Genomic DNA, 25,071 nt, shown 5'->3' with positions numbered 1-25,071 from the left:
GACGCCGATGAATCAAGACCGGACAGATCGAGTTGAGGAGCCGTTGGACACCGGCTCGGTGGTGATCGACTGCGACGACTGCGCGGTGCGCGGACCGGGGTGCCAGGACTGCGTGGTCAGTGTGCTGCTCGGTGTGCCGGAGACTTTGCTGAACGACGAACGCGAGGCACTCGCGGTGCTCGCGGAGGTCGGGCTGGCGCCACGGTTGCGGCTGGTTCCGATCCATCGGAATGAGCGTCCGGATGGTAGAACTGGTGTGGCATGAGGACACGCGAGTGACCTTTGGCAACGCCGGGAAGCCCGATTTTCATCCCGGGTGCCTGTTAAGTTCACGTCTCCCGTTGGACAAGCCCGATGCCGTTTCGTAACCTATTCGAGACCTGATAGCAGTTAATCGCGGCTGAAGAGCAGTTGTAAGGACGCAATATCTTGAGGCCTGATCGCACACACCGGCGTAAGAGTGTCGTCCAGCGACCCCTAGTCGGAGCGTTAGCGGCCCTGACTGTGTTCGGCGGGATCCTCGCCTCGGGCGTGCAGGCCGACCCGGCCGACGATGCACTGGCAAAGCTCAATGAGCTGTCGCATCAGGCTGAGATCGCCACCGAGAACATGCACGCCGCCCAGCTCGATCTCGATACCAAGCTGGTCGCGCAGCGCGCCGCCGAACAGAAGCACGCGGCCGACACCGCGGCGGTCGAGGCCGCCAAGGCTGATCTGGCAAAGTTCCAGACCTCCGTGGACAAGATCGCCGCCGCGCAGTACATGGGCGGCCGCACCGATGGTCTGGATTCCATGCTCACCGCGAGCTCCCCGCAGGTGCTCATCGATCAGCTCGCCGTGCAGCGCGTGATGGCCACCGAGATGTCGGCGCAGATGCAGAACTTCCGGAACACCAGCGTGCGGGCCGCGCAGGCCGAATCGGCCTCGGCCCAGTCCGCCGCCAACGCCAAGACCGCCGCCGAGCAGGCCGCCGCGGTACGCGCGGACCTGCAATCCAAGCAAAGCAAGCTGCAGGTCGAGATCGCCGTCGTCAAGTCGCAGTACGAGGTGCTGACCCCGGCCCAGCGCGAGGCGCTGGCCGCCATCCCACCGGTGCCCGCCGCGGTCCCGGCGCCGGCCCCCGAGGCGTTGCCGAACAACGATCCCGGTGTGCTGGCCGCCCCGCCCGAGGGCATCCCGCCCGGTGATGTCGCCCCGCCCGAGGCGGCGCCCGGCGCCGGCTCCGGCACGGCCGCGGTGGCCATGCAGGCCGCACTGACCCGGATCGGTTCGCCCTACTCGTGGGGCGCCGAAGGCCCCGGCGCGTTCGACTGCTCCGGCCTGGTGAAGTGGGCCTTCCAGCAGGCCGGAATCTCCCTGCCGCACTCCAGCTATGCGCAGGCCGCCGGTGGCCAGGCGGTCTCCACCGACCAGATGCAGCCCGGTGACGTCGTCTCCTATTACTCGGATGCTTCGCACGTCGGTATCTACATCGGCGATGGCATGATGGTGCATGCCTCGACCTTCGGTAAGCCCGTGGTGGTCGCCCCGGTCAACAACGCGCCGATCTACAACGTCCGTCGGTACTGAAGCGTCCGTCGGTACTGACGGGCTGAGAGCCCTCGGCTCCGTCGCGCTCATCGCCGCGGTCCTGCTGTCGGGTTGCCAGTACGAGTCGCCGTCCGCGCCGTCGCCACAGAGTTCGCCATCGAGCACCGCCACCACGACCGGCATCTCGCTGCCCGACGGGCGCACCGCACAGCTGCGCGGCCTCGGCGGTGAGCGCAGCGCGCCGATGATCGACCGGATCGCGGCCGAACTGCCCGGCGCAGCGGCCGCCGTCACCGGGTTCTGGGGACCGGACTGGCCCCGCGAGATCGTGGTCGTGGTGACCGAATCCGATGAACAGTTCCGCGTACTCGCCCACGGCAGTCCCGATATCGCGGCAGCCACCACCGCCGACGGCATGGTGTTCGCGCCGGGCGCATCGGGGATGAGTGACGATGCCCTGCGGATCGTGGTGCGCCACGAACTGTTCCACTACGCGGCCCGCCCGCACACCGTCGCCGACGCGCCGCTGTGGGTCACCGAGGGCGTCGCCGATTACGTGAGCCGGCCGGCGGACGGCTGGCCCGCCCGCGAGCAGGCCGAGGAACTTGCCCAATTGCCCACGGACGCCGATCTGCAGACCGAAGGCGCGGGCCGCTCGCTGGCCTACGACCGGGCCTGGTGGTTCAGCCGCTTCGTGGCCGAACGGTACAAGCAGGAGACGCTGCGAGCGCTGTACGTGCGCGCCTGCGGACCCGGGCATCCCGACCCGCCCACAGCCGTCCGCGAGACACTGCACGAGGACCTCGATGCGGTGCTGGCGCAGTGGCGCCAGTGGATGACCGATCGCGTTGTCAGCCGGTAGCTAGGAGAACGATGACCCGGGTCCTGTTGGTGACCAACGACTTTCCCCCGCGCCGCGGCGGCATCCAGTCCTACCTGGAGGCCTTCGTCGGCGAACTGACCGCGGCGGGTGGCCACGAGCTGACCGTGTACGCGCCCACGTGGAAGGGTGCCCCGGAATATGACGAACGTGCCGGTTACCGGGTGGTGCGACACCCCACCACCCTGATGCTGCCCGAGCCGACGGTCGCCAACCGGATGCGTGCCCTGATCGCCGAGCACGATGTCGAGACGGTGTGGTTCGGCGCGGCGGCGCCGCTGGCCCTGCTGTCGCCGTTGGCCCGCAGCGCCGGGGCGTCCCGGGTGGTGGCCAGCACGCACGGCCATGAGGTCGGCTGGTCGATGCTGCCGCTGGCGCGAAATGCGCTGCGCCGCATCGGCGACGATGCCGACGTCGTCACCTACGTCAGCGGTTACACCCGGGGCCGGTTCGCCGCGGCCTTCGGCCCGCGGGCCTGCCTGGAGCGGCTCTCACCCGGGGTCGACATCGACCGCTTCGCCCCCGATTCGGTGTCGCGTGCGCGGCTGCGGGCCCGCTACGAGCTGGGGGACCGGCCGGTGGTGGTGTGCCTGTCCCGGCTGGTACCGCGCAAGGGGCAGGACATGTTGATCCGCGCGTTCGGCCAGATCCGTGCGCGGGTGCCCGACGCCGCGTTGGTGATCGTCGGCGGCGGGCCGTACCGGGAGGATCTGGAGAAACTCGCGCAGCGCACGGGCGTCGCCGACGACGTGCTGTTCACCGGCGGCGTCCCCGGTGAGGAACTACCGGCCCATCACGCGATGGCCGACGTTTTCGCAATGCCGTGCCGCACCCGCGGCGCGGGTCTGGACGTCGAGGGCCTGGGCATCGTGTTCCTGGAGGCCTCGGCGTGCGGCGTGCCGGTGGTGGCGGGCCGCTCCGGCGGCGCCCCGGAGACGGTGCGCGACGGTGAGACCGGCTGGGTGGTCGACGGCACCGACGTGGATGCCATCGCCACCGCCGTCAGCGATCTGCTCGCCGACCCGGCCACCGCCGCCCGGATGGGGGCGGCGGGGCGGGACTGGGTCGTGCAGAGCTGGCAGTGGCGCACCCAGGGTGCGCGACTGCAGCGGCTGCTCGGGGGTTAGGCGGTCAGGCGTAGATCGCCGCGATCTGATCGGCGAACTTCTCCGCGACCACCTTGCGCTTGACCTTCAGCGTCGGGGTGAGTTCGCCGGTGTCCTCGGTGAAGTCGACCGGCAGGATCCGGAACGTGCGGATGGCCTCGGCCTTGGACACCGCCTGGTTGGCGTCCTTGACCGCCAGTTCGACCTCGCCCTTCAGGTCCGGGTCCTCGGCCAGATCCGCCACCGACGCCGACTCGGCCTTACCGTTGCGCTGCTTCCAGCCGACGAAGGCCTCCGGATCGATGGTGATCAGCGCCGCGATGAACGGCTGTGCGTCGCCGACCGCCATCGCCTGGCTGATCAGTGGGTGCGCGCGCAGCCGGTCTTCCAGCACTGCCGGGGCGACGTTCTTGCCGCCGGCGGTGACGATGATCTCCTTCTTGCGGCCGATGATCGTCAGGAAGCCGTCCGCGTCGATCGCGCCGAGGTCGCCGGTGTGGAACCAGCCGTCGGTGAACGCCGCCGCGCTGGCCTCTTCGTTGCGCCAGTAGCCGCCGAACACCACGCCGCCGCGCAGCAGCAGCTCGTCATCGTCGGCCAGTCGCATGCTGTTGCCAGGCAACAACTTCCCGACCGAGCCGACCTTGACCGCGCCCACCTGGTTGGCGGTGACCGCGGCGCTGCTCTCGGTCAGTCCGTAGCCCTCGTAGATGGTCAGCCCGACACCGCGGTAGAAGTGCCCGAGCCGGGCACCCAGTGGCGCGCCACCGGAGATCGCGGCGCGGCAGTTGCCGCCGAGCGCGGCCCGCAGCTTGCCGTAGACCAGCTTGTCGAACAGCGCGTGCTTGACCTTCAGGACCAGCCCCGGCCCGTTGCCGTCCTGAGCCTGGCTGAACTCGATGGCGGTGTTGGCGGCGATCTCGAAGATGCGGCCCTTGCCGTCGTTGCGTGCGTTCTGCTCGGCGGTGTTGTAGACCTTCTCGAACACCCGGGGCACCGAGACCACCAGCGTCGGCTTGAACACCCCGAGCGCGGGCACCAGGTTCTTGATGTCGCTGGTGAATCCCAGCGCCACCTTGTTGGCGAACGCGCCGATGGTGATCGCCCGGGCCAGCACGTGTGCCAGCGGCAGGAACACCAGCAACCGCTCACCCTTCTGTAGCAGCGTCGGGAAGGCCGCCTTGGCGCCGCGGATCTCGTAGAGCAGGTTGGAGTGGGTGAGCTGGCAGCCCTTGGGCAGGCCGGTGGTGCCCGAGGTGTAGATCAGCGTCGCGGGATCGTCTGCCTTGATCGCCGCCACGCGGGCATCGACCGCGGCCGCGTCTTCGGACTCCCCGGCCTTGGCCAGCACGTCGAGGGCGGCCTCGGTGGTGCTGCTCTCGATGCGCAACACCGCGCGCACCTCGGGCAGCTGGTCGGTCAGCTGCTCCACCCGGTCGGCATGGGCATCGGTCTCGGCGATCACCAGCACCGCACCCGAATCGTTGAGCACGTGCCGGATCTGTTCGGGCGCCGACGTCTCATAGATCGGCACGGTGACCGCACCGATGGACAGGATCGCGAAGTCGATGATCGGCCATTCGTAGCGGGTGGCCGACAGGATGGCGACCCGGTCACCGGCCTGGACGCCATGGGCGATCAAACCCAAAGCCGCCGAACGGATCTGGGCGGCCGCCTGGGCGCAGGTGACATCGGTCCAGGCGCCGTCGACCAGACGCTGGAAGATCACATGGTCGGGATCCTCGCGTTCATGTGCATAGACCGAGCTGACGACGGTGTCATACTCGGCGATCTCAAACGACGCCGGAACGGTGAACTCACGCACGATCTTGGCCCCTCGGGTCCTGGTTACGGGTTACTGGCGAGTAAGCCTAATGGCAGCACGTCGGCTAGGTCACAGTGCTGCCGTCCGGTATGTGAAGCTAGAGGGCGATGAACAGCGTGCAGATCGCCGATGAGACCTTTGTGTGCGCCGACCCGGCCGACGTCGGGCGGGCGGTCGCGGACCCGGCCGGCTGGCGGCGCTGGTGGCCGGATCTGCGGCTCACGGTCGTGGAGGACCGCGGTCCGGCAGGTCACCGCTGGACCGTGGCCGGCGGGTTGACCGGCACCATGGAGGTCTGGCTGCAGCCCATGATGGACGGCGTCATCCTGCACTACTTCCTGCATGCCGAGCCGGCCGGTGACCCCGCGCGGCTCGATCTGGCAAAGCTGAACCACCACCGCCGGGTGGCGGGCAAGAAGATGGCCTTCGAGATCAAGACGCGGCTGGAGGCGCAGCGCCCGGTAGGGGTCTCCCGCCTGGTCTGATGCGGCCGGCGCTCGACGGAGCGCAGGGCCTCTTGGCGTGAGGGTAGATTTCTGGGCGTGGCGGAAAAGACGGCGCAGACGATTTACATCGAGGCTGATCCCTCGACGGTGATGGACGCGATCGCCGATATCGGTTCCTACCCGGAATGGGTGGCCGAATACAAGGAAACCGAGGTGCTCGACACCGACGCCGCGGGCAACCCGAAGACGGCCCGGCTGGTGCTGGACGCCGCGGTGCTCAAGGACACCATGGTGCTGTCCTACGACTGGCCCGCCGACCGTAATTCCGTCACCTGGACCCTGGTGTCGAGCTCCCTGTTGAAGGCGCTGCAAGGCGCGTACCGGTTGTCTCCCAAGGGTTCCGGCACCGAGGTGACCTACGAGCTGTCCGTCGACCTGGTCATCCCGATGATCGGGCTGCTCAAGCGCAAGGCCGAACGCCGGCTGACCGACACCGCGCTGAAGGATCTCAAGAAGCGAGTCGAGGTGCAGTGAGCTGAGTGCCGAGCTTTCACCCGCGCCCGCCCGGGTCAGCCTGTTCGTCGGCAAGGGTGGGGTAGGCAAGTCCACGTTGGCAACCGCCACCGCTGTGCGTGACGCGCGCAGCGGTCTGCGGGTGCTCATCGTGTCCACCGACCAGGCGCATTCCACCGGCGATGTGCTCGGCGTCAGCATCGTCCCGACCGGTCGGCGTGAGCCCACCCGGGTGCTTGCCGACCTGGACATCGGGACCGGTGACGGCGGAGGCGGCTTCCTCGACGCGCTGGCGCTGGACACCCTGGCATTACTGGAGACCCGCTGGCGTGAGATCGCCGGCATTCTGGTGGAGAAGTTCCCCCAGTCCGATCTGGGAACCGTTGCCCCTGAAGAGCTTTCGGCGCTGCCCGGTATCCAGGAGGTGCTCGGGCTGCACGAGGTCGGTGAGCTCGCCGACTCCGGGCGGTGGGACCACGTGGTGGTGGACTGTGCCTCGACCGCCGACGCCCTGCGGATGCTCACCCTGCCCGCCACCTTCGGCCTCTATCTGGAGCGGGCCTGGCCCCGGCACCGCCGGCTGGCCCAGCCGGCCGCCGACCTTGCCTCGGCCGCCGCGGTCACCCTGCTGGAACGTGTCGCCGACGGCACGGAGAGCCTGACGGCCCTGCTCGCCGACGCCTCGCGGGTGAGCGCGCACCTGGTGCTCACCGCCGAACGGGTGGTCGCCGCCGAGGCCGCCCGCACCCTCGGGTCGCTGGCGCTGATGGGTGTACGGGTGGCCGAGCTGCTGGTCAACCAGATTCTGGTACAAGATGATTCGTTCGAGTACCGCAACCTTCCGGCGCACCCCGCATTCGACTGGTACTCCGAGCGCATCGCCGAGCAACAGGTGGTGCTCGATGAGCTGGACACGGCCATCGGCGACGTGAAGCTGGTGCTGGTGCCGCACCTGGCGGGGGAGCCGATCGGGCCCAAGGCGCTCGGTGAACTCCTGGATGCCGCCCGGCTGCGCGACGGCTCGCCGCCACCCGGACCGCTACGCCCCGTGGTGGACCGCGAATCCGGAACCGGCCTCGATGCGGTGTACCGGATGCGGTTAGAGTTGCCGCAGGTCGACCCCGGTGCGCTGACACTCGGCCGGGTCGACGACGACCTCATCATCGGCTCCGGCGGGATGCGGCGACGGGTGCGGTTGGCCTCGGTACTGCGGCGCTGCGTCGTGATCGGCGCACAGTTCCGGGGCGGGGAGTTGACGGTACGTTTCAAGCCGAATCCGGAGGTGTGGCCGAAGTGAGCGAGCACTCGGACATCCCGCCGGAACTGCGCCAACTCGCCCAGGCCATCCTGGACAAACTCGATCCTGCGGTGCGGCTGGTGGCCGCCCGCGCCAGTGCCGAAGGCGCCGGACCCGGTCCGTGCCAGCAGGTGTGGTGCCCGGTCTGCGCGCTGGCCGCGCTGGTGAACGGCGAACAACATCCGCTGCTGTCGGTGATCGCCGAGCACAGCGTGGCGCTGCTGACGGTGGTCCGCGCGATGGTCGGCGACCAGGAGCCGCCTCCACCTCCACCGCCGCCCGCCGACGGCGATCGAGGGCCCAACGGATTCAGCCGCTACGAGCAGATCCCTGTGACGTTGGACGACTGACGGCTCACCGTGTGGTCGCACTCACCGACGCTGGGTACAGTTGACCCCGTCCGGCCCGGTCTCGGAGTCAGGCGCCGTTGCAGGAGGGTCCATGTTTTTCTGGTTCTACAAGTACATCTTGATGGGCCCGTTGCTGTCCCTGTTGGGCCGGCCGAAAGTGCAAGGCCTGGAGTATGTTCCGGACTCCGGCGCGGTGATCCTGGCCAGTAATCACCTGGCCGTCGCGGACAGCTTCTACCTGCCCCTGGTACTGAAGCGTCGCATCACCTTCCTGGCTAAGGCCGAGTACTTCACCGGCACCGGCCTCAAGGGCAAGCTGACCAAGTTCTTCTACTCCTCGACCGGCCAGGTGCCGATCGACCGCACCGATGCCGACTCCGCGCACGCTGCGCTGACGACGGCACAGCGAATCCTCGGTGAGGGCAAGCTGCTCGGGATGTACCCCGAGGGCACCCGCTCACCGGATGGGCGGCTGTACAAGGGCAAGACCGGCCTGGCCCGCGTCGCCCTGGAGAGCGGCATCCCGGTCATTCCCGTCGCGATGATCGGAACCGACGTCGTCAACCCGCCGGGCAGCAAGATGTGGCACTTCGGCCGCGTCGAGGTCCGGTTCGGCAAGCCGATGGATTTCAGCCGGTTCGAGGGGCTGGCTGGCAACCGGTTCATCGAGCGCGCCGTCATCGACGAGGTCATGTACGAGCTGATGCGCCTCGGCGGTCAGGAGTACGTGGATCTGTACGCCGCCGATCTCAAACTGCAGGCCGAAGAGGCCAAGGCCCCGGCCGCGGTCACCGCGAAGGCCGGCTAGGTCGCCTTCGCCGCGCGCAGCGGGTCAGCGGGCTGTTCGCCTGCGACCGTGGCCCGGGACGCGGGCACCGTGCCCGCCGCGACGATCACCGCCAGCGCCCACCACAGATAGGACCCACCGGCCAGTCGCCGCCACAGCGAGGCCGCGGTCTCCTGGTGCTCGGGCATCAGGGTGATCGGCGTCCAGATCGTCAGCGCCAGGCCGGCCAGCCCGATCAGCGTCAAAGGCAGGTGGTGCCGGCGCAGCCCGACCACCACGGTGACCACCACGGTGGGCAGCGCCCACACCCAGTGATGTGACCACGACACCGGGGACACCATGAGGCCGAACATGGCCACGCAGATCACCGCCAGCACCGCCTCATCGCTGTCGGCACCGGCACGCAGCAGCCGCAGCACCGCCCAGACGGTCAGACCCAGCACCGCGAAGCACAGCACCACCCACAGTGCGAAGCGCGCATCCTCGCCGGCGCCGAGCCGGGCCAGCATGCCGGAGATGTTCTGGTTCGTGTTCAGCGTGGCGGACCCGATGCGGTCGGTGTCGCGCAGCGTCTCGGTCCAGTACACCCACGAGTCGCGCCAGGCCAGGGCGAACCCGAGCAGGGTCGCCGCCACCGCCGACGCCGTGGTCATCAGCAGCGCGCGCACATCGCGGCGCAGCAGGAAGTACAGCAGGAAGACCGCCGGGGTCAGCTTGACCGCGATGGCCAGCCCCAGCAGCAGGCCGCGCGGCCACGGGGTGCGGCGCGGCACGCAGTCGGCGATCACCAGCGTCATCAGCACCACGTTGATCTGGCCGAACTCGAAGTTGGCCCGGATGGGTTCGACGAAGACCACCGCCGGCGCCACCAGTGCGGCGGCCAGCCAGCCGCGGCGCGCCCAGGCCGGGGCCCGCAACGACGAGTGCTCCCACACCTGCAGGCGGGTCAGCACGATATGGGTGGAGACGATCAGCAGCACCAGCGTGGTCAGCGTGATCGCGGCACTGGCCGCGGGCAGCGACAGCCAGGCGAACGGGGAGAACGCGGCGGCGGCCAGCGGCGGGTAGGTGAACGGGAGATCGAGCCCGGCCTGGGTCTGGAAGACGGTGGCGTCGTTGTAGAGCTCCGTGCCGTCCAGCCAGGCACGCCCGCCCATCCGGTACACGTCGATATCGATGCGGTAGATGGCGTGACCGAGCAGACGCCAACCGGCCCAACCGAGCATCGCCAGAGTGGCCAGCTGGAAAAGCCGCCACAGTATGGACAGCCGCCCAGCAGGCCCGACGGGCGTCCACCGATTCCTCATTTCGCCGACCAGCCTATCGGGGGCCGGCGACGCGACGGACGGCACACGGTGGCCGATGGCCCGGAGTGGGTGCCGACCGGCGTATCTTCTCGACCGTGCATCTGAACGTCCAGCTGGACTTCATCACCGGGGACCGCCTGCCACTACTGTGCTGCCTGATCGCATTCATCCTGACGTTCTTCGTGACGCGTCTCATCGTCCGTTACATCCGCAGCCACCCCGGTACCGACGCGCCGCGCAAATGGTGGCAACCGCGCAACATGTCCGTCGGTGGTGGCGTTCACCTGCACCACGTGGTGATCGGCGTCGTGCTGGTGATGGTGTCCGGGGTGGCCATGGTGACGCTGGCGGTCAGCGGGGGAGTCGCGGAGTTCACGGTCGCCGCAATCTTTTTCGGTGTCGGGGCGGCGCTGGTGCTCGACGAGTTCGCACTCATCCTGCACCTGCAGGACGTGTACTGGGCCGAGGACGGTCGCACCTCGGTGGACGCGGTGTTCGTCGCGATCGCCGTCGCGGGCCTGCTGATCCTGGGCTTCAACCCGCTGTCCTTCTTCGACATCAACATCTGGCGCGCCGATGACACCCTGGCGGCCAGGGCCCTGGTCGTCGTGCTGGCGGTGCTGACGCTGGCGCTGGCGGTGGTGGTGCTGCTCAAGGGCAAGGTGTGGACGGGTCTGGTGGGCATGTTCATCACCCCGCTGCTGTTCGTCGGTGCCATCCGGCTCTCCCGCCCGCACGCGCCGTGGGCCCGCTGGCGTTATACGACGCGACCCCGCAGGATGCACAAGGCGCTGGAACGGGAACGCAGGTTGCGCCGGCCGGTGGTGCAGGCGAAGTTGTGGGTGCAGCACGTGGTCGCGGGCGAACCGCACTTCCCGGACGATGCCAAGGTCAACGAGGAACTGGACCGCGAGATCCACGCCGCGCCGGCGCCCGCCCCCAGCCAGGGAGTTGCTTGAGACATGCGCTTTTTCTACGACACCGAGTTCATCGACAACGGTCGCACCATCGAGCTCATCTCGATCGGGGTGGCCGCCGAGGACGGCCGCGAATACTACGCAGTGTCAAACGAATTCCCGCCGGAGCAGGCGGGCAAATGGGTCCGCACCCATGTGCTGCCGAAACTCCCGCCGCCGTCATCGCAACTGTGGCGCTCACGCAGGCAGATCCGGGAGGACCTGGAGGAGTTCTTCGGCATCGACGGTGACGAGGCGATCGAACTGTGGGCCTGGGTGGCGGCATATGACCATGTGGTGCTGTGCCAACTGTGGGGGCCGATGACCAGCCTGCCGCCGCAGATCCCCCGGTTCACCCGGGAGCTGCGGCAGTACTGGGAGGAGCGCGGCAGCCCGCGGATGCCGCCGCGCCCCCGCGACACCCACGACGCACTGGTCGACGCCAAGCACAACCTGCGGCGCTTCCAGATCATGACCGAGAACGAGGACGACTACGCCCGGTGGGCCGCCGGTCGCTGATGGCTACCATGGAGCGGTGAACTGGACCGTCGACGTGCCCATCGACCAGCTGCCCGCGCTTCCGCCGCTGCCCGAAGACCTGCGCCAGCGCCTCGATTCCGCACTGGCCAAGCCGGCGCTGCAACAGCCCAGCTGGGATCCCGGTCAGGCCAAGGCGATGCGCACCGTGCTGGAGAGCGTCCCGCCGGTGACCGTGCCCTCCGAGGTCGAGAAGCTCAAGACCCAGCTGGCCGCCGTCGCCCGGGGTGAGGCGTTCCTGCTGCAGGGCGGCGACTGCGCCGAGACGTTCGTGGACAACACCGAGCCGCACATCCGCGCCAACATCCGCACCCTGCTGCAGATGGCGGTGGTGCTGACCTACGGCGCCAGCATGCCGGTGGTCAAGGTGGCCCGCATCGCGGGCCAGTACGCCAAACCGCGTTCCTCGGACACCGACGCGCTGGGCCTGAAGTCCTACCGCGGCGACATGATCAACGGGTTCGCCCCCGATGACGCCGTGCGCCAGCACGACGCGTCCCGACTGGTACGCGCGTACGCGAATGCCAGCGCGGCGATGAACCTGGTGCGTGCGCTGACCTCCTCGGGCATGGCCTCGCTGCAGGCGGTGCACGACTGGAACCGCGAGTTCGTGCGCACCTCACCCGCCGGGGCCCGGTACGAGGCGCTGGCCGGTGAGATCGACCGCGGATTGCGCTTCATGACGGCCTGCGGGGTCAACGACCGCAACCTGGACACCGCCGAGATCTACGCCAGCCATGAGGCGTTGGTGCTCGACTACGAGCGCGCCATGCTGCGGATGGATTCCGGTGCCGCGCCGGACTCGACCGACGAGCCCAAGCTCTACGACCTGTCCGCGCACTACCTCTGGATCGGTGAGCGCACCCGTCAGATCGACGGCGCCCATGTGGCGCTGGCCGAGGTGATCTCGAACCCGATCGGTATCAAGATCGGCCCGACCACCTCACCGGAGCTGGCCGTCGAGTACGTGGAACGGCTGGACCCGCGCAACGAACCGGGCCGCCTGACCCTGATCAGCCGGATGGGCAACAGCAAGGTGCGCGACGTGCTGCCGCCCATCATCGAGAAGGTGCAGGCCTCCGGGCACCAGGTGATCTGGCAGTGCGACCCGATGCACGGCAACACCCACGAATCGTCGACCGGCTACAAGACCCGGCACTTCGACCGGATCGTCGACGAGGTGCAGGGATTCTTCGAGGTGCACCACGCGCTGGGCACCCATCCGGGCGGCATCCACGTCGAGATCACCGGTGAGAACGTCACCGAATGTCTCGGTGGCGCACAGGACATCTCCGATTCCGATCTGGCCGGCCGCTACGAGACGGCCTGCGATCCGCGGCTGAACACCCAGCAGTCCCTGGAGTTGGCGTTCCTGGTCGCGGAGATGCTGCGCGGCTAGCTGTCGGTCAGATCAAATTGGGCAGATTGTTGCCCAGCGTCCAGGCGCCCATCGCCAGCAGTCCGGCCAGAATGAGCACGATGACCACCCAGGCCGCCAGCACCCGCTTGCTGCGCTGCCGGGCCCAGTGGAACTGCTCGAGTTCGATACCGGCGAATTGCCCTGAGATGGGCTGATATTCGGGCTCGTCCTGCAATGGTTCGGGCGGTAGCGGCAGTTCGGCCGGGGTGAAGACCCGGGTGTCGCGGCGCGGGTCCGGCGGGCGCACGGCTGCGGTGGCCGGGTCCTGCAGGACCCGGCTGTGAAAAGCGGTGGCGGCGCGGTGCTGGGCCGACTGGGTGGGCGCGGGGACCCGGAATGCGGGCAGCCCCAGTTCGTCGATCACCTCGGCCAGTGCGGCGCCCAGCTCGGCGGCGTCGGCGAACCGGGCGGCCGGATCACGATCGGTGGCCCGGCCGATCAGCGCGTCGAACTGTGCGGGCACCCCGGCGATCGCCGAACTCGGCGGCGGCACATCGTTGTCCATCCGCTGGTAGGCCACCGACAGCGCGGTGTCCCCGGTGAACGGGGTGCGCCCGGTGAGCAGTTCGTAGGCCAGGATGCCCACGGCGTACACATCGCTGCGCGGGTCCGAATCGCCGGAGCCGACCTGTTCGGGGGACAGGTAGGCGGCAGTGCCCAGGATGACGCTGGTCGAGGTGATCCCGGCCTCGGCGACGGCGCGCACCAGGCCGAAATCGGCGATCTTGACCTCGCCGTCGTCGGAGATCAGGACGTTTTCCGGCTTCACATCGCGGTGCACCAGCCCCGCGGCGTGTGCGACGGCCAGGCCGCGGCAGATCGGCGTCAGGACCGCGGCGACCGCGTGCGGCGGCATCGGCCCGCGTTCGCGCAGCAGCTCACGCAGGGTGCCCCCGTCGACCAGTTCCATGACCAGAAACGGCGGCTCGTCGCCGGGGGATCCGCCGCCCTGGTCGTACACCGCGACCAGCCCGTCGCCCTTCAACCGGGCCACAGCCTTGGCCTCGCGCTGGAAGCGGGTGAGGAACTGGACGTCACCGGAATAGCGGGAATCCATCACCTTGAGCGCGACGGGCCGGTCCAGCCGGGTGTCCAGGCCGCGGTACACCGTCGACATGCCGCCGGTGGCGATCACGGCGTCGACGCGGTAGCGGCCCTCCAGCGCGGTGCCGATGAGCGGGTCGGCTCGCTGGTAGGTCTCCATCGAAGTCATGGTACGGATCTCGACGACTCCGCTTAGAATCTGTGCGGTGAGCATCCCGGCGGCCAAAGACATCCTCGACCCCGACGAAACTGTCCTCGAACTGGCCGAGGTGTCGAAGCTTCTCGGCGTCTCGGTCACCAAGGTGCATCAGCATCTGCGTGACGGCCACCTGATGGCGGTGCGGCGCAACGGCTCCCTCGTCGTGCCGAAGGTGTTCTTCGACGAGAAGGGCACCGTGGTCAAGCCCCTTCCGGGGCTGCTCGTCGTCCTCAAGGACGGTGGTTTCGACGTCACCGAGGCGATGCGCTGGCTGTTCACCCCGGATCCGTCGCTGACGGTGAGCCGGGACGGCAGCACCGATCGCCAGGAGAACGCCAGGCCGGTGGACGCGCTGCGTTCCCACCAGGCGCGCGAGGTAGTGCGGCGCGCGCAGGCGATGGCTTACTGACCGGGCGCCGGTCGTGGCTTACTGACCGGTTCGTGCTCGGGTGCCCGGGACAGCGAATACCAGGCCGCCACCGCACACGCGGTGGCCAGCAGCACGTGGATCCACGAGTACATGCCGTGTGAGCCGTCGGGTTTGAAGATCACCATGATCCACGTCGAGAAGCCGGCGATCAGAGCGATCGCGGCGCGGCTCTGCCACAGCGTGGACAGCACCGCCAGCGGCCAGGTGTAGTACCAGGGCAGCGCGGCGGGGACGAACAGCACCACCACGCCGAGCGCCAGCGTGATACCGGTCAGCGCGTCCCGGTCGGTGTGCCGGAAACGCCACCACAGCAACGGAAGTGAGATCGCGATGATCGCGATGCCGATGATGCGGGTGACTTCCAGCACGGCGTAGAAGTTGACCGGCATGAGCAGTCCGCCGATCGCGTTGATCAGGTTGGCCGCCGCGGTGGGCAGGGTGAGCCAGTTGATGATCTTCACCGAACCGGCCAGTGCCGTCAGCCAACCCAGGCCAACCCCGGCGAGTAGGGACAGCACCGCGAACACCGCTCCGAAGATCGCCACCGACGCCGCGGTCGCGAAGGCGAAGGCCGGCAGCGGACGGTAGCCACGGGTGTCGCGCAGTCGCCGCATCCAGACCCACACCATGAACGGCAGCGCGATACCCGCGGTCGCCTTGACCGCGACCGCCGTGGCGATGAAGCCGACCCCGATGATCGGTCTGCCGCCGAAGGTCAGCGCGATCGCGGCCATCATCAGCCCGACCATCAGCATCTCGTTGTGCACGCCGCCCATCAGGTGGATGATCACCAGCGGATTGAGCACACAGATCCACAGTGCCGCAGCCGAGTTGGCGCCGATGTGGCGTGCGACCCGGGGCGTCGCCCAGATCAGCAGGGCCAGCCCCGGCAGCATGCACAGCCGCAGCAGCATGGTGCCCTCGACGACGTTGTTGCCGACGATCATGGTGACGAACTTGGCGATCAGGATGAACGCCGGGCCGTACGGGGCGGTGGTGGTGGTCCAGATCGGGCTGACATCGTCGAGCAGCGAGTTCGGATTCTCGATCGGGCCCACGACGTACGGGTCGAAACCGTCGCGCAGCAGGGCGCCCTGGGCCAGATAGGAGTAGGTGTCGCGGCTGAACACCGGTGCGCTCAACAGCAGCGGCGCCAACCAGAAACCGGTGGTCGCCAGCATCGTGTACTGGGTGGCGGTGCGGTCGACCACGCGCCGGCCCAACCACATCCAGGCCAGCAGCATCAGCGCGACGCCGCCCCACAGCAGCAGCGAGGACAGCACCAGGCCGTGGCCGAAACGCAGCCAGGACATGTGCAGAGACTCCAGCAGCGGATCGTGCAGACGGGTGCTGCCCGCCCCGAGCCCGCCCGCGGTGATCAGTGCCGCGCCGAGAAAGCCCAGCCGGGCCGGCCGTGCCTCGGGCGATGCGGCGAACACCAGCAACCGGGACAGCTGCTTGTTGAGACCACTTTTCGTGGACTCGACCGATGCCGGGGTGGTCATCTCCTCAGGCGGACCGGTTCGACGCCAGACTGGCCAGCTCGGCGAGGCCGATCTTGGCCTCCGGGTCGATCTGGGCCTCGTTGAGCGCCTCGATGGCGCGGCGGTTCAACATGTCGATGCGGCTCTCCACGGCGGCCAGCGCACCGACCGATTCGATGGCCATGCAGACCTCTTTGACGGCCACATCGGTCAACTCGGTGCCGATCGACTCGCGCAGCAGCTTTGCCGCCGCCGGGTCGGTGCGTTCGGCGAGCTCGACCGCCTCGGCCAACAGCACGGTGCGCTTGCCGGAACGCAGGTCGTCACCGGACGGCTTGCCGGTGACCTGGGGGTCGCCGAACACGCCGAGCACGTCGTCGCGCAGCTGGAAGGCCACCCCGAGGTCGGTGCCGATCTGATGGAAGACGGCCTGCACATCGGGGCGGTCGGCGGCGGCGGCCGCGCCGAGCTGCAGCGGACGGGACACCGTGTAGGAGGCGGTCTTGTAGGTGTTGACGTTCATCGCCGAGGCCACCGAGTCCGCGCCACTGGATTCCGCCACGATGTCGAGGTACTGCCCACCCAGGACCTCGGTGCGGATGTCGGCCCACACCTTGTGCACCCGCAGGTGTGCGTCGGCGGGCAGGTCGGCGGTGGCGACGATGTCGTCGGCCCACACCAGCGACAGGTCGCCGAGCAGGATCGCCGCCGACAGACCGAACTGCTCGGAGGAGCCATGCCAGTTGTTGGCGCGGTGCCGGTCGGCGAAATGCCGGTGCACGGTCGGAAGTCCGCGGCGGGTGGCCGAGGCGTCGATCACGTCGTCATGGGCCAGGGCGCAGGCGTGCAGCAGTTCCAGCGCGGAGAACAGCCGCAGCGCATCCGCGTCGGAGGGCCGGTCCTCGCCGGCGACCGCGCGCCAGCCCCAGTATGCGAACAGTGGTCGCACGCGTTTGCCGCCGCGCAGGACGAATTCTTCGAGGGCTGCCGTCAGCTCGGCGTACTCGGGACCGATGTAGGCGGAATCGCGCCGGCGTTCGGCCAGATACTGCCGTAACTGCTCGACCACGGCGTTCACCAACTCGGCGGCCGACGGTGCCGCTGTGTACACGCTCAGCGGTCGCCCCTTTCTGATCCCGATTTGCTCCCCCGAGCGTCTTCAGCGTAGAGCGTCGCCGGTGGGTCATGGGAGTCAGGCGCGCTTACAACCACGCAATTATGCTGTCGTCGTGTCAAATGTGCGCGGTGGCGCTACGCGGGGCGTCAGCCGCACCACCTCGGTGGTGGACCGGATCGCCGAGATCGGCCGCAACCGGGTTCCCTTCTCGGTGGAGTTCTACCCGCCGCGGGACGCCGATGCCGAGGCCAGGCTGTGGCGGGCGGCACGCGTTTTCGAGCGGATGACACCGGCGTTCGTGTCGGTCACCTACGGCGCCGGGGGCTCCACCCGGGACCGCACCGTCCGGGTGGTGCGCGAGCTGGCTCGCGACACCACGCTGCTGCCGGTCGCGCACCTGACCGCGGTCGGGCACAGCGTGGCGGAACTGCGTTCGATGATCGGGGCGTTCGCCGACTGCGGCATCACCAATGTGCTCGCGCTGCGCGGCGACCCGCAGGGCGGGGTGCACGACGAATGGATCAAGCACCCCCACGGGCTTGAGTACGCCACCGAGATGGTGGAGCTGGTACGTGGGCTCGGCGATTTCCACGTCGGCGTGGCGTCCTTCCCGGAGGGCCATCCGCGCGCCGGGGGACTGGCCAACGACACCGCGAACCTGGTGGCCAAGCTGCGTGCGGGCGCCGAGTACTCCATCACCCAGATGTTCTTCGAGGTCGACGACTACCTGCGGTTACGTGACCGGGTGGCGGCCGTCGACCCGGAGCAGGCGGCCAAACCGATCATCCCGGGCCTGATGCCGATCACCTCGCTGCGCACGGTGCAGCGTCAGGTGGAGCTGTCGGGTTCGGCGATCCCGCCGGCGCTGCTGGCCCGGCTGACCGCAGCGGCCGGGGACGGCCCGGTCGAGAACCGCGATGAGGTGCGCAAGATCGGCATCGAGCTGGCCACCGAGATGAGTGTGCGGCTGATCGCCGAGGGCGCGCCGTGCCTGCACTTCTGCACCCTGAACTTCGCCCGGGCCACCGGTGAGGTGCTGGCCAACCTGGGGATGAGCCTGGCGGCCTGAGGTTCAGGCTGTCTTGTCGGCCTGGCCGACGCGTGGTGACTGGTCGCGGCTCACCCACGCCACCGAGGCCAGGATGCCCGCCACCACCAGCGATCCGATGCCCAGCCAGATCGCGGCGCCGGTGAACGACCGCGCACTGGGATCGGTGTAGCGGGCCTGGGCGTTCATCGTGGTCACCACGCCGGGCTTGAGCTTCCACTCGACGACGTCGCTGGACACCTGGTCCCCGTTGGTGGACGTCACCTCGCCGGGGAACGACACACTGAGCGAGACATCGGCTTCCGGATCGCCGAGCGAGGTGAGGTCGACCCGGCCCTCCAGGATCACCAGGTTCCCGGCGCGGCGCAGTGAGATGTCCACCCCGGCGGCGTCGCGATTCATGTTCGCCAGCTGCGGCAGTTCGGCGAAGGTCAGATCGGAGAACACCGCCTGCGAGCCGACGTAGTCACCGCGCTCGTACTTGGAGACCGCCACCTTGTTGCTGAACGGCAACGAGTTCAGCAGCTGCGGTCCCTTGTCGTCGCCGTCGCGGGGGATGGCGGCGGCAACGATCTGGCCGGACACCCGGTCGTCGGGGGACACCGTGATCGAGGCGCGCACCCGCACGCAGCCCACGGCCAGTGGAACGAGGATCAACAGCAGCAGGACCAGGGCGGGAAGCCGGTGGCGACGGGGGCGCGCGTGCACCCGGTAATCGTGCCAGACCCGGTCAGTCCAGGGGCAGCGACCGGCCAAGGATGGCGAAGGGCCGCGGATCCCCGGCGAAGTGATAGTCGCGGATGACATCCCCGAACCCGAGCCGGCGGTACAGCCGCCAGGCACGGTTTGCCTCGCCGTTGATCTCCGGTGTGGACAGCAACACGTGTGCCTCGGTGCGTCCGGCGAGCAGTCGGCGGGCCAGCGCCTCGCCGAGCCCGTGGCCCTGGGCGCGCGGGTGGATGTGCAGTTCGGTGAGCTCGAAATAGTCACCGAGCAGCGCGTCTGCCTGCTCGGGATCGGTACCGGTGCGGCGCAGGCCGTGCACCACCTGCTGCTGCCACCACTGATCGGGCGCCCCGCTGTAGCCGTAGGCCACCCCGAGCAGCTCGGTGCCGTCGAGCGCCGCGACGGCCTTCCAGCCGAGCCGGCGGGTGTGCTCCAGCCACATCGACGCACGCTGCTCTTCGGTGCCACGCGGATAGCGCATCGCCTCGACGTAGACGGTCAGAGCCTCGGACAGCCGTTGGCGCATCACATCGGCCGAGAGGTCCACCAGATATGTCGACAACGGGTGTCCTTCGCGGTCTTGTTCGGTGCGCACGGTCACCGTTCATTATCGGGCCCGGGTTGGGGGTTGTGGTCGCGCGGGTGAGGTGATGACCGGCTTTGGTGTTGCACGTCATACAATCGTGTACCAAGTAGGTGGTACGGCTCAGATTGACCTCGTATCATGGTGATCAGACGTCCGTGATCGCGGGCGTATTACACGTTGATGACACGGTTCCGGAACCACCGGACCAGGGCGCGGATAAGGAGGGACGGATGCCACTCTCCGATCATGAGCAGCGCATGCTCGACCAGATTGAAAGCGCGCTCTATGCCGAGGACCCCAAATTCGCGTCCAGCGTTCGGGGTGGCGCCATGCGGGCCCCCTCGGCGCGTCGTCGGCTACAGGGTGTCGCACTCTTCGTCGTCGGCCTCGCGATGCTGGTGTCCGGCGTCGCCATCAACGCGACCTGGATCGGCGGCCTGCCCATCCTCTCGGTCATCGGCTTCATCGTGATGTTCGGTGGCGTGGTGTTCGCGATCACCGGCTCSCGCGCGTCCGGTCCGACCGACAAGTCGGCGCCCTCGTCGGGTTCGGCGCGGCCCAAGCGCGGTAAGAGCTCCGGCGGCGGGTCTTTCACCAGCCGCATGGAGGATCGGTTCCGTCGGCGTTTCGACGAGTAGCGGTTAACCCACTTCTCCCCACCGGGGTAGCTCCGTCAGGAGCTGCCCCGTTTTTTGTGCCCGATGGCACCCCAGGAACCGCGGCGTGTCGGCGGTGTCAGGGCGGCGTCCCCACTTTCTCCCCACCGCTCCCCACCAGTGCCCGCAAAGGGTCTACTGGCGCCTCTAGCTGCGGTTTCGCCCAATCGGACGGGTGCCGTGGGGATATGGCGGGTGGGGCGTAGGGGCGCTCGTGGTCCTGGAGTGGGGCGTGGGACCAACTCGGTGGCAGCAAATGGAGCTAAGTGGGGGATTGTGGGGTAAAGTGGCGGACAACGGAGCAACCGGAGCTCCGCCAAGAGGGCAGAAGCGACTCGGGATCCAACCGAGTGGTGGGAGGTGGCGAGATGTTTCTCGGCACCTACACGCCCAAGCTCGACGACAAAGGGCGACTGACATTGCCCGCCAAGTTCCGCGACGCACTGGCAGGAGGGTTGATGGTTACAAAGCACCAAGATCACAGCCTGGCCGTGTACCCGCGGACGGAGTTCGAGAAGCTGGCCGAGAAGGCGATGCTCGCCTCACGCAGCGATCCTCAGGCCCGCGCCTATGTGCGGAACCTGGCGGCCGGTGCCGATGAGCAGCATCCCGACGCACAGGGCCGGATCACCCTGTCGGCCGAACATCGCCGGTACGCCAACCTGTCCAAGGAATGCGTGGTGATCGGCTCGCTCGGTCACCTGGAGATCTGGGACGCACAGGCTTGGCTGCAGTACCAGGAGACCCACGAAGAGACCTTCTCCGCGGCCAGCGATGACACTCTTCGCGACATCATCTGACCACCCTGCCCGTGCAACGCGGCCTCTGTCCGAACCGGCCCTGGCGTACTTCCCCGACGCCAGGTCCGCACCCTCGGACAGGGACCCCGTTGCAGGGGCGCCCCTTCGCAACAGGGGAGCCGCAGTGCCTGACGATTCCGATCATGGCCACGTCCCCGTCCTCCTCGACCGCTGCGTCGAGCTTCTGAGGCCGGCACTTACCCGTCACCACCCCGACGGCACCGGAGCAGTCCTGGTCGACGCGACCCTGGGTGCCGGCGGGCATACCGAACGCTTCCTCACCGAACTGCCCGGACTGCATGTCGTCGGCCTGGACCGCGACCCCGATGCGCTGCGCATCGCCACCGAACGGCTGGCGCCCTTCGGCGACCGTTTCCGGTTCGTCCGCACCCGCTACGACGGTTACTGGGCCGAGCGGGACGAAATCACCGTCGACGGAGCGCTTTTCGACCTCGGCGTGTCCTCGATGCAGCTGGACCTGATCGACCGCGGCTTCTCCTACGCACACGACGCGCCACTGGACATGCGGATGGATCCCGACGCCGAACTCACCGCGGCCGACATCCTCAACACCTACGACGAGCGGGCGCTCACGCGGGTGCTGCGCGAATACGGCGAGGAGCGGTTCGCCAGCCGGATCGCCTCCCGAGTGGTGAAACGTCGTGCGCGGCAACCGCTGAACAGCACCGCCGAGCTGGTGGAGCTGCTGTACGAGGCGATTCCCGCCGCGACCCGGCGCACCGGCGGCCATCCGGCCAAGCGGACCTTCCAGGCGCTGCGAATCGCGGTCAACGCCGAACTCGATTCGTTGCGTGATGCCCTGCCGGCCTCGCTGGCGGCGTTGTCCGGCGGCGGGCGCATTGTCGTGATGGCCTATCAGTCGCTGGAGGACAAGATCGTCAAGGGACTGTTCGCCGCCGCCACGGCATCCCGCACGCCGCCCGGGCTCCCGGTCGAATTACCCGGGTATGAAGCCGAATTCGTCTCACTGACCCGCGGGGCCGAACAGGCCGACGCCGACGAGATCGAACGGAACCCGCGAAGCGCCTCGGTGCGGTTACGGGCATTGGAAAAGGTTGCCGGAAAGGACCACTCATGAAGGGCAAGCGACCCGCACCGGTGCCCGGCGCCGACGAGGCTCGGCGCGGCAACCCCCAGCGTTCCCGCGCCCGGCAGACCGAAGCGCCGGCCCGCAAGCGCCGCGGTGCGCCCGAGCAGCGTCCGCAGCGGTCGGCGCCGAAGAGCACCCCGATGCGGCGTCCCGCCGACGCGCCCGCCCGGCCCAAGAACGCCAGCCAGGCCAAGGCCCGCGCCAAGGCACGTAAGGCCAAGGCCCCCAAAGTTGTCCGTCTGCCACTGCGGGAACGGCTGATCGCCCGGCTGTCCGAGATCGAGTTCAACCCGCGGACCCTTGCGGCGCGGGTGCCGTTCGTGGTGCTGGTCATCGGCGCCCTCGGCATCGGACTGGGCGTCACGCTGTGGCTGTCCACCGATGCCGCCGAACGCTCCTATCAGCTCGGGCATGCACGTCAGCTGAATCAGGCTCTGGCCCAGCAGAAAGAAGCCTTGGAACGCGATGTGCTGGAGGCGCAGGCCCCGCCGGCGCTGGCCGAGGCCGCCCGCGAACTGGGCATGATCCCGTCCCGTGACACCGCGCATCTGGTGCAGGATGCGACCGGCGCCTGGGTGGTGGTGGGCACACCCAAGCCGGCCGAGGGTGTTCCGCCGCCGCCGCTGAACTCCCCGCTGCCCGATGACACCCCGGTGACGGAGCGGCCGGCACGTCCGGCCGCCGATGCGCCGCCGGCACCCCGGGTCGTGGACCCACGCGAGGTCGTGGTGCGGGTACCACCGCGAGCGCAGGCCCCGGTTCCCGCGACGCCACTGACCGCCCCGCTCGCCCCTGCCGCACCGCTGGCCGCACCGCTTGCCGCCCCGATGGATCCCGCCGCCGTGCCGCCCGTCGCCGACCTGCTACCCGCTCCGCTGCCCGCCGACGGACTCCCGCATCTGGCGGCTCCGGAGCTGCCCGCGCAGCCCGGCCCGGTCGGCGGTATCGAAAACGTCGGGCCCGCACCGGTTGAGGCGCCGGCACCGGTCGAGGTTCCGGTCGCTCCCGAGGCGGCCGTGGCCGTGCCCGGGGCGCCGGCATGAGTCGCAAGTCGCAGGAACACGCCGCGACAGACCGGCGGATCCGTCGCCCGGAGCCCCAGACCGGTTTGCGCAGTTCGTCCTTCGTCTTCCGGCACCGCGCAGGCAACGTCGTCATCTTTCTGGTCCTCGTCGTCGCCGCCGCGCAGCTGTTCAATCTCCAGATCTCCAATGCCGCCGGTCTGCGCGCGGAGGCCGCCGGTCAGCTCAAGGTGACCGACGTGCAGAAAGCCGTGCGCGGCAGCATCGTCGACCGCAACGACGACAAGCTCGCCTTCACCATCGAGGCCCGGGCGCTGACCTTCCAGCCGGTGAAGGTGCGCAAGCAGCTCGAGGAGGAGAAGGCCAAGGATCCCGAGGAGCCCGATCCGGACACCCGGCTTCGTGAGATCGCCACCGAGATCGCGACCCGGCTGAACAACAGGCCCGACGCCAGGACCCTGCTGGCCAAGCTCACCAGCAAGGACTCCTTCGCCTACCTGGCCCGCGCGGTCGATCCGGCCGTCGCCGAGGCCATCATGGCCAAGTTCCCCGAGGTCGGTTCCGAGCGTCAGGACATCCGTCAGTATCCCGGTGGCTCGCTGGCCGCCAATATCGTCGGCGGAATCGACTGGGACGGACACGGTCTGCTGGGGCTGGAAGACTCGATGGATGCCAAGCTGGCCGGAACCGACGGCTCGGTCACCTATGACCGCGGCTCCGACGGCGTGATGATCCCGGGCAGCATGCGCAACCGTCATGAGGCGGTCGATGGTTCGACCGTGCAACTGACCCTCGACGACGACATCCAGTTCTACGTCCAGCAGCAGGTCCAGCAGGCCAAGGACGTCTCCGGCGCGAGCAACGTCTCCGCGGTCGTCCTGGACGCCAAAACCGGTGAGGTGCTGGCGATGTCGAACGACAACACGTTCGACCCCTCCCAGGACGTCGGCCGGCAGGCCACCAAGCAGATGGGCAACCCGGCCGTCGCCTCGCCCTTCGAGCCGGGCTCGGTGAACAAGATCGTCGCCGCCGCCACGGCCATCGAGATGGGACTGACCAATCCCGATGAGGTGCTGTCCGTTCCGGGCTCCATCGACATGGGTGGGGTCACGGTCAAGGACGCCTGGAACCACGGCGTCGACCAGTACACCACCACAGGCGTTTTCGGGAAGTCCTCCAACGTGGGCACCCTGATGCTGGCCCAGCGCTTCGGGCCCGAGAAGTACGCCGAGATGCTGGCCAAGTTCGGGCTCGGTGAGCGCACCGGCGTCGGATTGCCGGGTGAGAGCGCGGGTCTGGTCCCGCCCATCGATCAGTGGTCGGGCAGCTCCTTCGCCAACCTGCCCATCGGGCAGGGTCTTTCGATGACCCTGCTGCAGATGGCGGGGATGTACCAGGCCATCGCCAACGACGGTATGCGCATCCCGCCGCGGATCGTGAAGGCCGTCGTCGCCGCCGACGGCACCCGCAGCGCCGAGGACGCGCCCGAGGGTATCCGGGTGGTCTCGCCGGCGACCGCGGTGGCGGTGCGCAACATGTTGCGCGCCACCGTGCAACGCGACCCGCGCGGCGTGCAGCAGGGCACCGGGTGGCAGGCGGCGGTCGAGGGCTATCAGATCGCCGGAAAGACCGGAACCGCCCAGCAGATCAACCCGAACTGCGGCTGCTACTACGACGACCACTACTGGATCACATTCGCCGGACTGGCTCCCTCCGACGACCCCCGCTACGTCGTCGGCATCATGGCCGACAACCCGCACCGCACCGCCGACGGGCAGCCGGGCACCACCATGGCCCCGCTGTTCCACAACATCGCGGCCTGGTTGCTGCAGCGCGAGAACGTGCCGCTGTCGGCCGATCCCGGTCCGCCGCTGACGCTGGTGGCCGAATAACC

At 68.7% G+C, this 25,071-nt stretch carries 26 protein-coding genes; 19 read left to right on the top strand and 7 right to left on the bottom strand.

Features of this window, described 5'->3' with window-relative positions:
* Nucleotides 1–7: 7 nt before the first annotated feature.
* The 4 genes from ASE48_RS08675 to ASE48_RS08660 all read left to right on the top strand — a co-directional run bounded on the left by ASE48_RS08675 (nt 8) and on the right by ASE48_RS08660 (nt 3,537).
* Nucleotides 8–265 (top strand): hypothetical protein, encoded by a 258-nt coding sequence (locus ASE48_RS08675; protein ID WP_057166659.1) that lies wholly within the window; start codon nt 8–10, stop codon nt 263–265.
* A 164-nt stretch (nt 266–429) separates the two neighbouring features.
* Complete coding sequence (gene ripC, locus ASE48_RS08670) at nt 430–1,569, top strand: peptidoglycan hydrolase RipC (protein WP_057166658.1); 1,140 nt, start codon at nt 430–432, stop codon at nt 1,567–1,569.
* Entirely contained in the window at nt 1,493–2,392 is a 900-nt protein-coding gene (locus ASE48_RS08665) for a peptidase (RefSeq protein ID WP_057166657.1), read from the top strand. The genes ripC and ASE48_RS08665 overlap by 77 nt, the downstream gene beginning before the upstream one ends.
* Before the next feature lie 11 nt (nt 2,393–2,403).
* Nucleotides 2,404–3,537 carry a glycosyltransferase family 4 protein gene (locus ASE48_RS08660; RefSeq protein ID WP_057166656.1) on the top strand — a complete coding sequence of 378 codons (1,134 nt, stop codon included), beginning with the start codon at nt 2,404–2,406 and terminating at the stop codon, nt 3,535–3,537.
* A 4-nt stretch (nt 3,538–3,541) separates the two neighbouring features.
* Here the strand turns inward: ASE48_RS08660 and ASE48_RS08655 are convergent, their stop codons facing one another.
* Nucleotides 3,542–5,341, bottom strand: coding sequence for an AMP-dependent synthetase/ligase (locus tag ASE48_RS08655; protein WP_057166655.1), 1,800 nt, complete (start codon nt 5,339–5,341; stop codon nt 3,542–3,544).
* 107 nt (nt 5,342–5,448) lie between these two features.
* Here ASE48_RS08655 and ASE48_RS08650 point away from each other — a divergent pair, with 107 nt between their 5' ends.
* From ASE48_RS08650 to ASE48_RS08630, 5 genes are all read left to right on the top strand, one after another.
* Nucleotides 5,449–5,826: a polyketide cyclase / dehydrase and lipid transport gene (locus ASE48_RS08650; RefSeq protein ID WP_057166654.1), complete on the top strand. Its 378-nt coding sequence runs from the start codon at nt 5,449–5,451 to the stop codon at nt 5,824–5,826.
* 57 nt (nt 5,827–5,883) lie between these two features.
* Complete coding sequence (locus tag ASE48_RS08645; RefSeq protein WP_057166653.1) at nt 5,884–6,321, top strand: SRPBCC family protein; 438 nt, start codon at nt 5,884–5,886, stop codon at nt 6,319–6,321.
* A gap of 1 nt (nt 6,322) precedes the next feature.
* On the top strand, nt 6,323–7,597 hold the full coding sequence (locus tag ASE48_RS08640; RefSeq protein ID WP_057166652.1) for an ArsA family ATPase: 1,275 nt from the start codon (nt 6,323–6,325) through the stop codon (nt 7,595–7,597).
* The gene (locus ASE48_RS08635) at nt 7,585–7,947 is read left to right on the top strand and encodes a hypothetical protein (RefSeq protein WP_057166651.1); all 363 of its coding nucleotides are present in this window, start codon (nt 7,585–7,587) and stop codon (nt 7,945–7,947) included. Before ASE48_RS08640 ends, ASE48_RS08635 begins: the two co-directional genes overlap by 13 nt.
* 91 nt (nt 7,948–8,038) lie before the next feature.
* Nucleotides 8,039–8,755 carry a lysophospholipid acyltransferase family protein gene (locus tag ASE48_RS08630; protein ID WP_057166650.1) on the top strand — a complete coding sequence of 239 codons (717 nt, stop codon included), beginning with the start codon at nt 8,039–8,041 and terminating at the stop codon, nt 8,753–8,755.
* Here the strand turns inward: ASE48_RS08630 and ASE48_RS08625 are convergent.
* Nucleotides 8,752–10,041, bottom strand: a complete 1,290-nt coding sequence (locus ASE48_RS08625; protein WP_057166701.1) for a glycosyltransferase 87 family protein — start codon at nt 10,039–10,041, stop codon at nt 8,752–8,754. The two genes, ASE48_RS08630 and ASE48_RS08625, sit on opposite strands and share 4 nt — an antisense overlap.
* A 95-nt stretch (nt 10,042–10,136) precedes the next feature.
* On the opposite strand from ASE48_RS08625, the gene ASE48_RS08620 reads away from it, so the two are divergent.
* Genes ASE48_RS08620 through ASE48_RS08610 form a run of 3 tightly spaced genes read left to right on the top strand, consistent with a single transcriptional unit; the run spans nt 10,137 to nt 12,933 of the window.
* Entirely contained in the window at nt 10,137–11,000 is an 864-nt protein-coding gene (locus tag ASE48_RS08620; RefSeq protein ID WP_057166700.1) for a hypothetical protein, read from the top strand.
* Nucleotides 11,001–11,003: 3 nt separating this feature from the next.
* Nucleotides 11,004–11,516, top strand: a complete 513-nt coding sequence (locus ASE48_RS08615) for a polyadenylate-specific 3'-exoribonuclease AS (RefSeq protein ID WP_057166649.1) — start codon at nt 11,004–11,006, stop codon at nt 11,514–11,516.
* 16 nt (nt 11,517–11,532) lie between these two features.
* Complete coding sequence (locus ASE48_RS08610) at nt 11,533–12,933, top strand: class II 3-deoxy-7-phosphoheptulonate synthase (protein ID WP_057166648.1); 1,401 nt, start codon at nt 11,533–11,535, stop codon at nt 12,931–12,933.
* Nucleotides 12,934–12,940: 7 nt separating this feature from the next.
* Here the strand turns inward: ASE48_RS08610 and ASE48_RS08605 are convergent, their stop codons facing one another.
* Nucleotides 12,941–14,167, bottom strand: coding sequence for a protein kinase domain-containing protein (locus ASE48_RS08605; RefSeq protein ID WP_057166647.1), 1,227 nt, complete (start codon nt 14,165–14,167; stop codon nt 12,941–12,943).
* A 37-nt stretch (nt 14,168–14,204) separates the two neighbouring features.
* On the opposite strand from ASE48_RS08605, the gene ASE48_RS08600 reads away from it, so the two are divergent.
* Entirely contained in the window at nt 14,205–14,606 is a 402-nt protein-coding gene (locus ASE48_RS08600; RefSeq protein WP_235570946.1) for an Rv2175c family DNA-binding protein, read from the top strand.
* On the opposite strand, the gene ASE48_RS08595 is transcribed toward ASE48_RS08600, so the two are convergent.
* Entirely contained in the window at nt 14,600–16,132 is a 1,533-nt protein-coding gene (locus tag ASE48_RS08595) for an alpha-(1->6)-mannopyranosyltransferase A (RefSeq protein ID WP_057166645.1), read from the bottom strand. The genes ASE48_RS08600 and ASE48_RS08595 overlap by 7 nt on opposite strands.
* A gap of 4 nt (nt 16,133–16,136) precedes the next feature.
* Nucleotides 16,137–17,222, bottom strand: a complete 1,086-nt coding sequence (gene idsA2 / locus ASE48_RS08590; RefSeq protein WP_057166644.1) for a bifunctional (2E,6E)-farnesyl/geranyl diphosphate synthase — start codon at nt 17,220–17,222, stop codon at nt 16,137–16,139.
* 169 nt (nt 17,223–17,391) lie between these two features.
* Here idsA2 and ASE48_RS08585 point away from each other — a divergent pair, with 169 nt between their 5' ends.
* A complete protein-coding gene (locus ASE48_RS08585; protein ID WP_235570961.1) occupies nt 17,392–18,297 on the top strand; it encodes a methylenetetrahydrofolate reductase in 906 nt (301 codons plus the stop codon).
* A gap of 3 nt (nt 18,298–18,300) precedes the next feature.
* On the opposite strand, the gene ASE48_RS08580 is transcribed toward ASE48_RS08585, so the two are convergent.
* On the bottom strand, nt 18,301–18,984 hold the full coding sequence (locus ASE48_RS08580) for an LppM family (lipo)protein (protein ID WP_057166642.1): 684 nt from the start codon (nt 18,982–18,984) through the stop codon (nt 18,301–18,303).
* A 22-nt stretch (nt 18,985–19,006) separates the two neighbouring features.
* On the bottom strand, nt 19,007–19,564 hold the full coding sequence (locus ASE48_RS08575) for a GNAT family N-acetyltransferase (protein WP_057166699.1): 558 nt from the start codon (nt 19,562–19,564) through the stop codon (nt 19,007–19,009).
* Between the two features lie 254 nt (nt 19,565–19,818).
* On the opposite strand from ASE48_RS08575, the gene ASE48_RS08570 reads away from it, so the two are divergent.
* From ASE48_RS08570 to ASE48_RS08550, 5 genes are all read left to right on the top strand, one after another.
* On the top strand, nt 19,819–20,226 hold the full coding sequence (locus ASE48_RS08570; RefSeq protein WP_057166641.1) for a DUF3040 domain-containing protein: 408 nt from the start codon (nt 19,819–19,821) through the stop codon (nt 20,224–20,226).
* Between the two features lie 386 nt (nt 20,227–20,612).
* Entirely contained in the window at nt 20,613–21,044 is a 432-nt protein-coding gene (gene mraZ / locus ASE48_RS08565; protein ID WP_057166640.1) for a division/cell wall cluster transcriptional repressor MraZ, read from the top strand.
* Nucleotides 21,019–22,143 carry a 16S rRNA (cytosine(1402)-N(4))-methyltransferase RsmH gene (gene rsmH / locus ASE48_RS08560; RefSeq protein WP_082614070.1) on the top strand — a complete coding sequence of 375 codons (1,125 nt, stop codon included), beginning with the start codon at nt 21,019–21,021 and terminating at the stop codon, nt 22,141–22,143. The genes mraZ and rsmH overlap by 26 nt, the downstream gene beginning before the upstream one ends.
* Nucleotides 22,140–23,198 carry a hypothetical protein gene (locus tag ASE48_RS08555; RefSeq protein WP_057166638.1) on the top strand — a complete coding sequence of 353 codons (1,059 nt, stop codon included), beginning with the start codon at nt 22,140–22,142 and terminating at the stop codon, nt 23,196–23,198. Before rsmH ends, ASE48_RS08555 begins: the two co-directional genes overlap by 4 nt.
* Nucleotides 23,195–25,069: a peptidoglycan D,D-transpeptidase FtsI family protein gene (locus ASE48_RS08550; RefSeq protein WP_057166637.1), complete on the top strand. Its 1,875-nt coding sequence runs from the start codon at nt 23,195–23,197 to the stop codon at nt 25,067–25,069. The genes ASE48_RS08555 and ASE48_RS08550 overlap by 4 nt, the downstream gene beginning before the upstream one ends.
* Nucleotides 25,070–25,071: the final 2 nt, after the last annotated feature.

Origin of the sequence: Mycobacterium sp. Root265, from assembly GCF_001428895.1 — a bacterium.
Classification (GTDB): domain Bacteria; phylum Actinomycetota; class Actinomycetes; order Mycobacteriales; family Mycobacteriaceae; genus Mycobacterium.
The sequence above is the reverse complement of the archived record's forward strand: the minus strand, read 5'-3'. Positions and strand labels throughout refer to the sequence as shown.

What these genes read in the sequence shown, in the direction of transcription:
- ASE48_RS08675 (WP_057166659.1), top strand. Translation starts at nt 8, where the DNA reads ATGAATCAAGACCGGACAGATCGAGTTGAGGAGCCGTTGGACACCGGC.
- ASE48_RS08665 (WP_057166657.1), top strand. Translation starts at nt 1,493, where the DNA reads ATGCCTCGACCTTCGGTAAGCCCGTGGTGGTCGCCCCGGTCAACAACG.
- ASE48_RS08660 (WP_057166656.1), top strand. Translation starts at nt 2,404, where the DNA reads ATGACCCGGGTCCTGTTGGTGACCAACGACTTTCCCCCGCGCCGCGGC.
- ASE48_RS08650 (WP_057166654.1), top strand. Translation starts at nt 5,449, where the DNA reads ATGAACAGCGTGCAGATCGCCGATGAGACCTTTGTGTGCGCCGACCCG.
- ASE48_RS08630 (WP_057166650.1), top strand. Translation starts at nt 8,039, where the DNA reads ATGTTTTTCTGGTTCTACAAGTACATCTTGATGGGCCCGTTGCTGTCC.
- ASE48_RS08625 (WP_057166701.1), bottom strand. Translation starts at nt 10,041, where the DNA reads ATGAGGAATCGGTGGACGCCCGTCGGGCCTGCTGGGCGGCTGTCCATA.
- ASE48_RS08615 (WP_057166649.1), top strand. Translation starts at nt 11,004, where the DNA reads ATGCGCTTTTTCTACGACACCGAGTTCATCGACAACGGTCGCACCATC.
- ASE48_RS08605 (WP_057166647.1), bottom strand. Translation starts at nt 14,167, where the DNA reads ATGACTTCGATGGAGACCTACCAGCGAGCCGACCCGCTCATCGGCACC.
- ASE48_RS08595 (WP_057166645.1), bottom strand. Translation starts at nt 16,132, where the DNA reads ATGACCACCCCGGCATCGGTCGAGTCCACGAAAAGTGGTCTCAACAAG.
- mraZ (WP_057166640.1), top strand. Translation starts at nt 20,613, where the DNA reads ATGTTTCTCGGCACCTACACGCCCAAGCTCGACGACAAAGGGCGACTG.
- rsmH (WP_082614070.1), top strand. Translation starts at nt 21,019, where the DNA reads ATGACACTCTTCGCGACATCATCTGACCACCCTGCCCGTGCAACGCGG.
- ASE48_RS08555 (WP_057166638.1), top strand. Translation starts at nt 22,140, where the DNA reads ATGAAGGGCAAGCGACCCGCACCGGTGCCCGGCGCCGACGAGGCTCGG.
- ASE48_RS08550 (WP_057166637.1), top strand. Translation starts at nt 23,195, where the DNA reads ATGAGTCGCAAGTCGCAGGAACACGCCGCGACAGACCGGCGGATCCGT.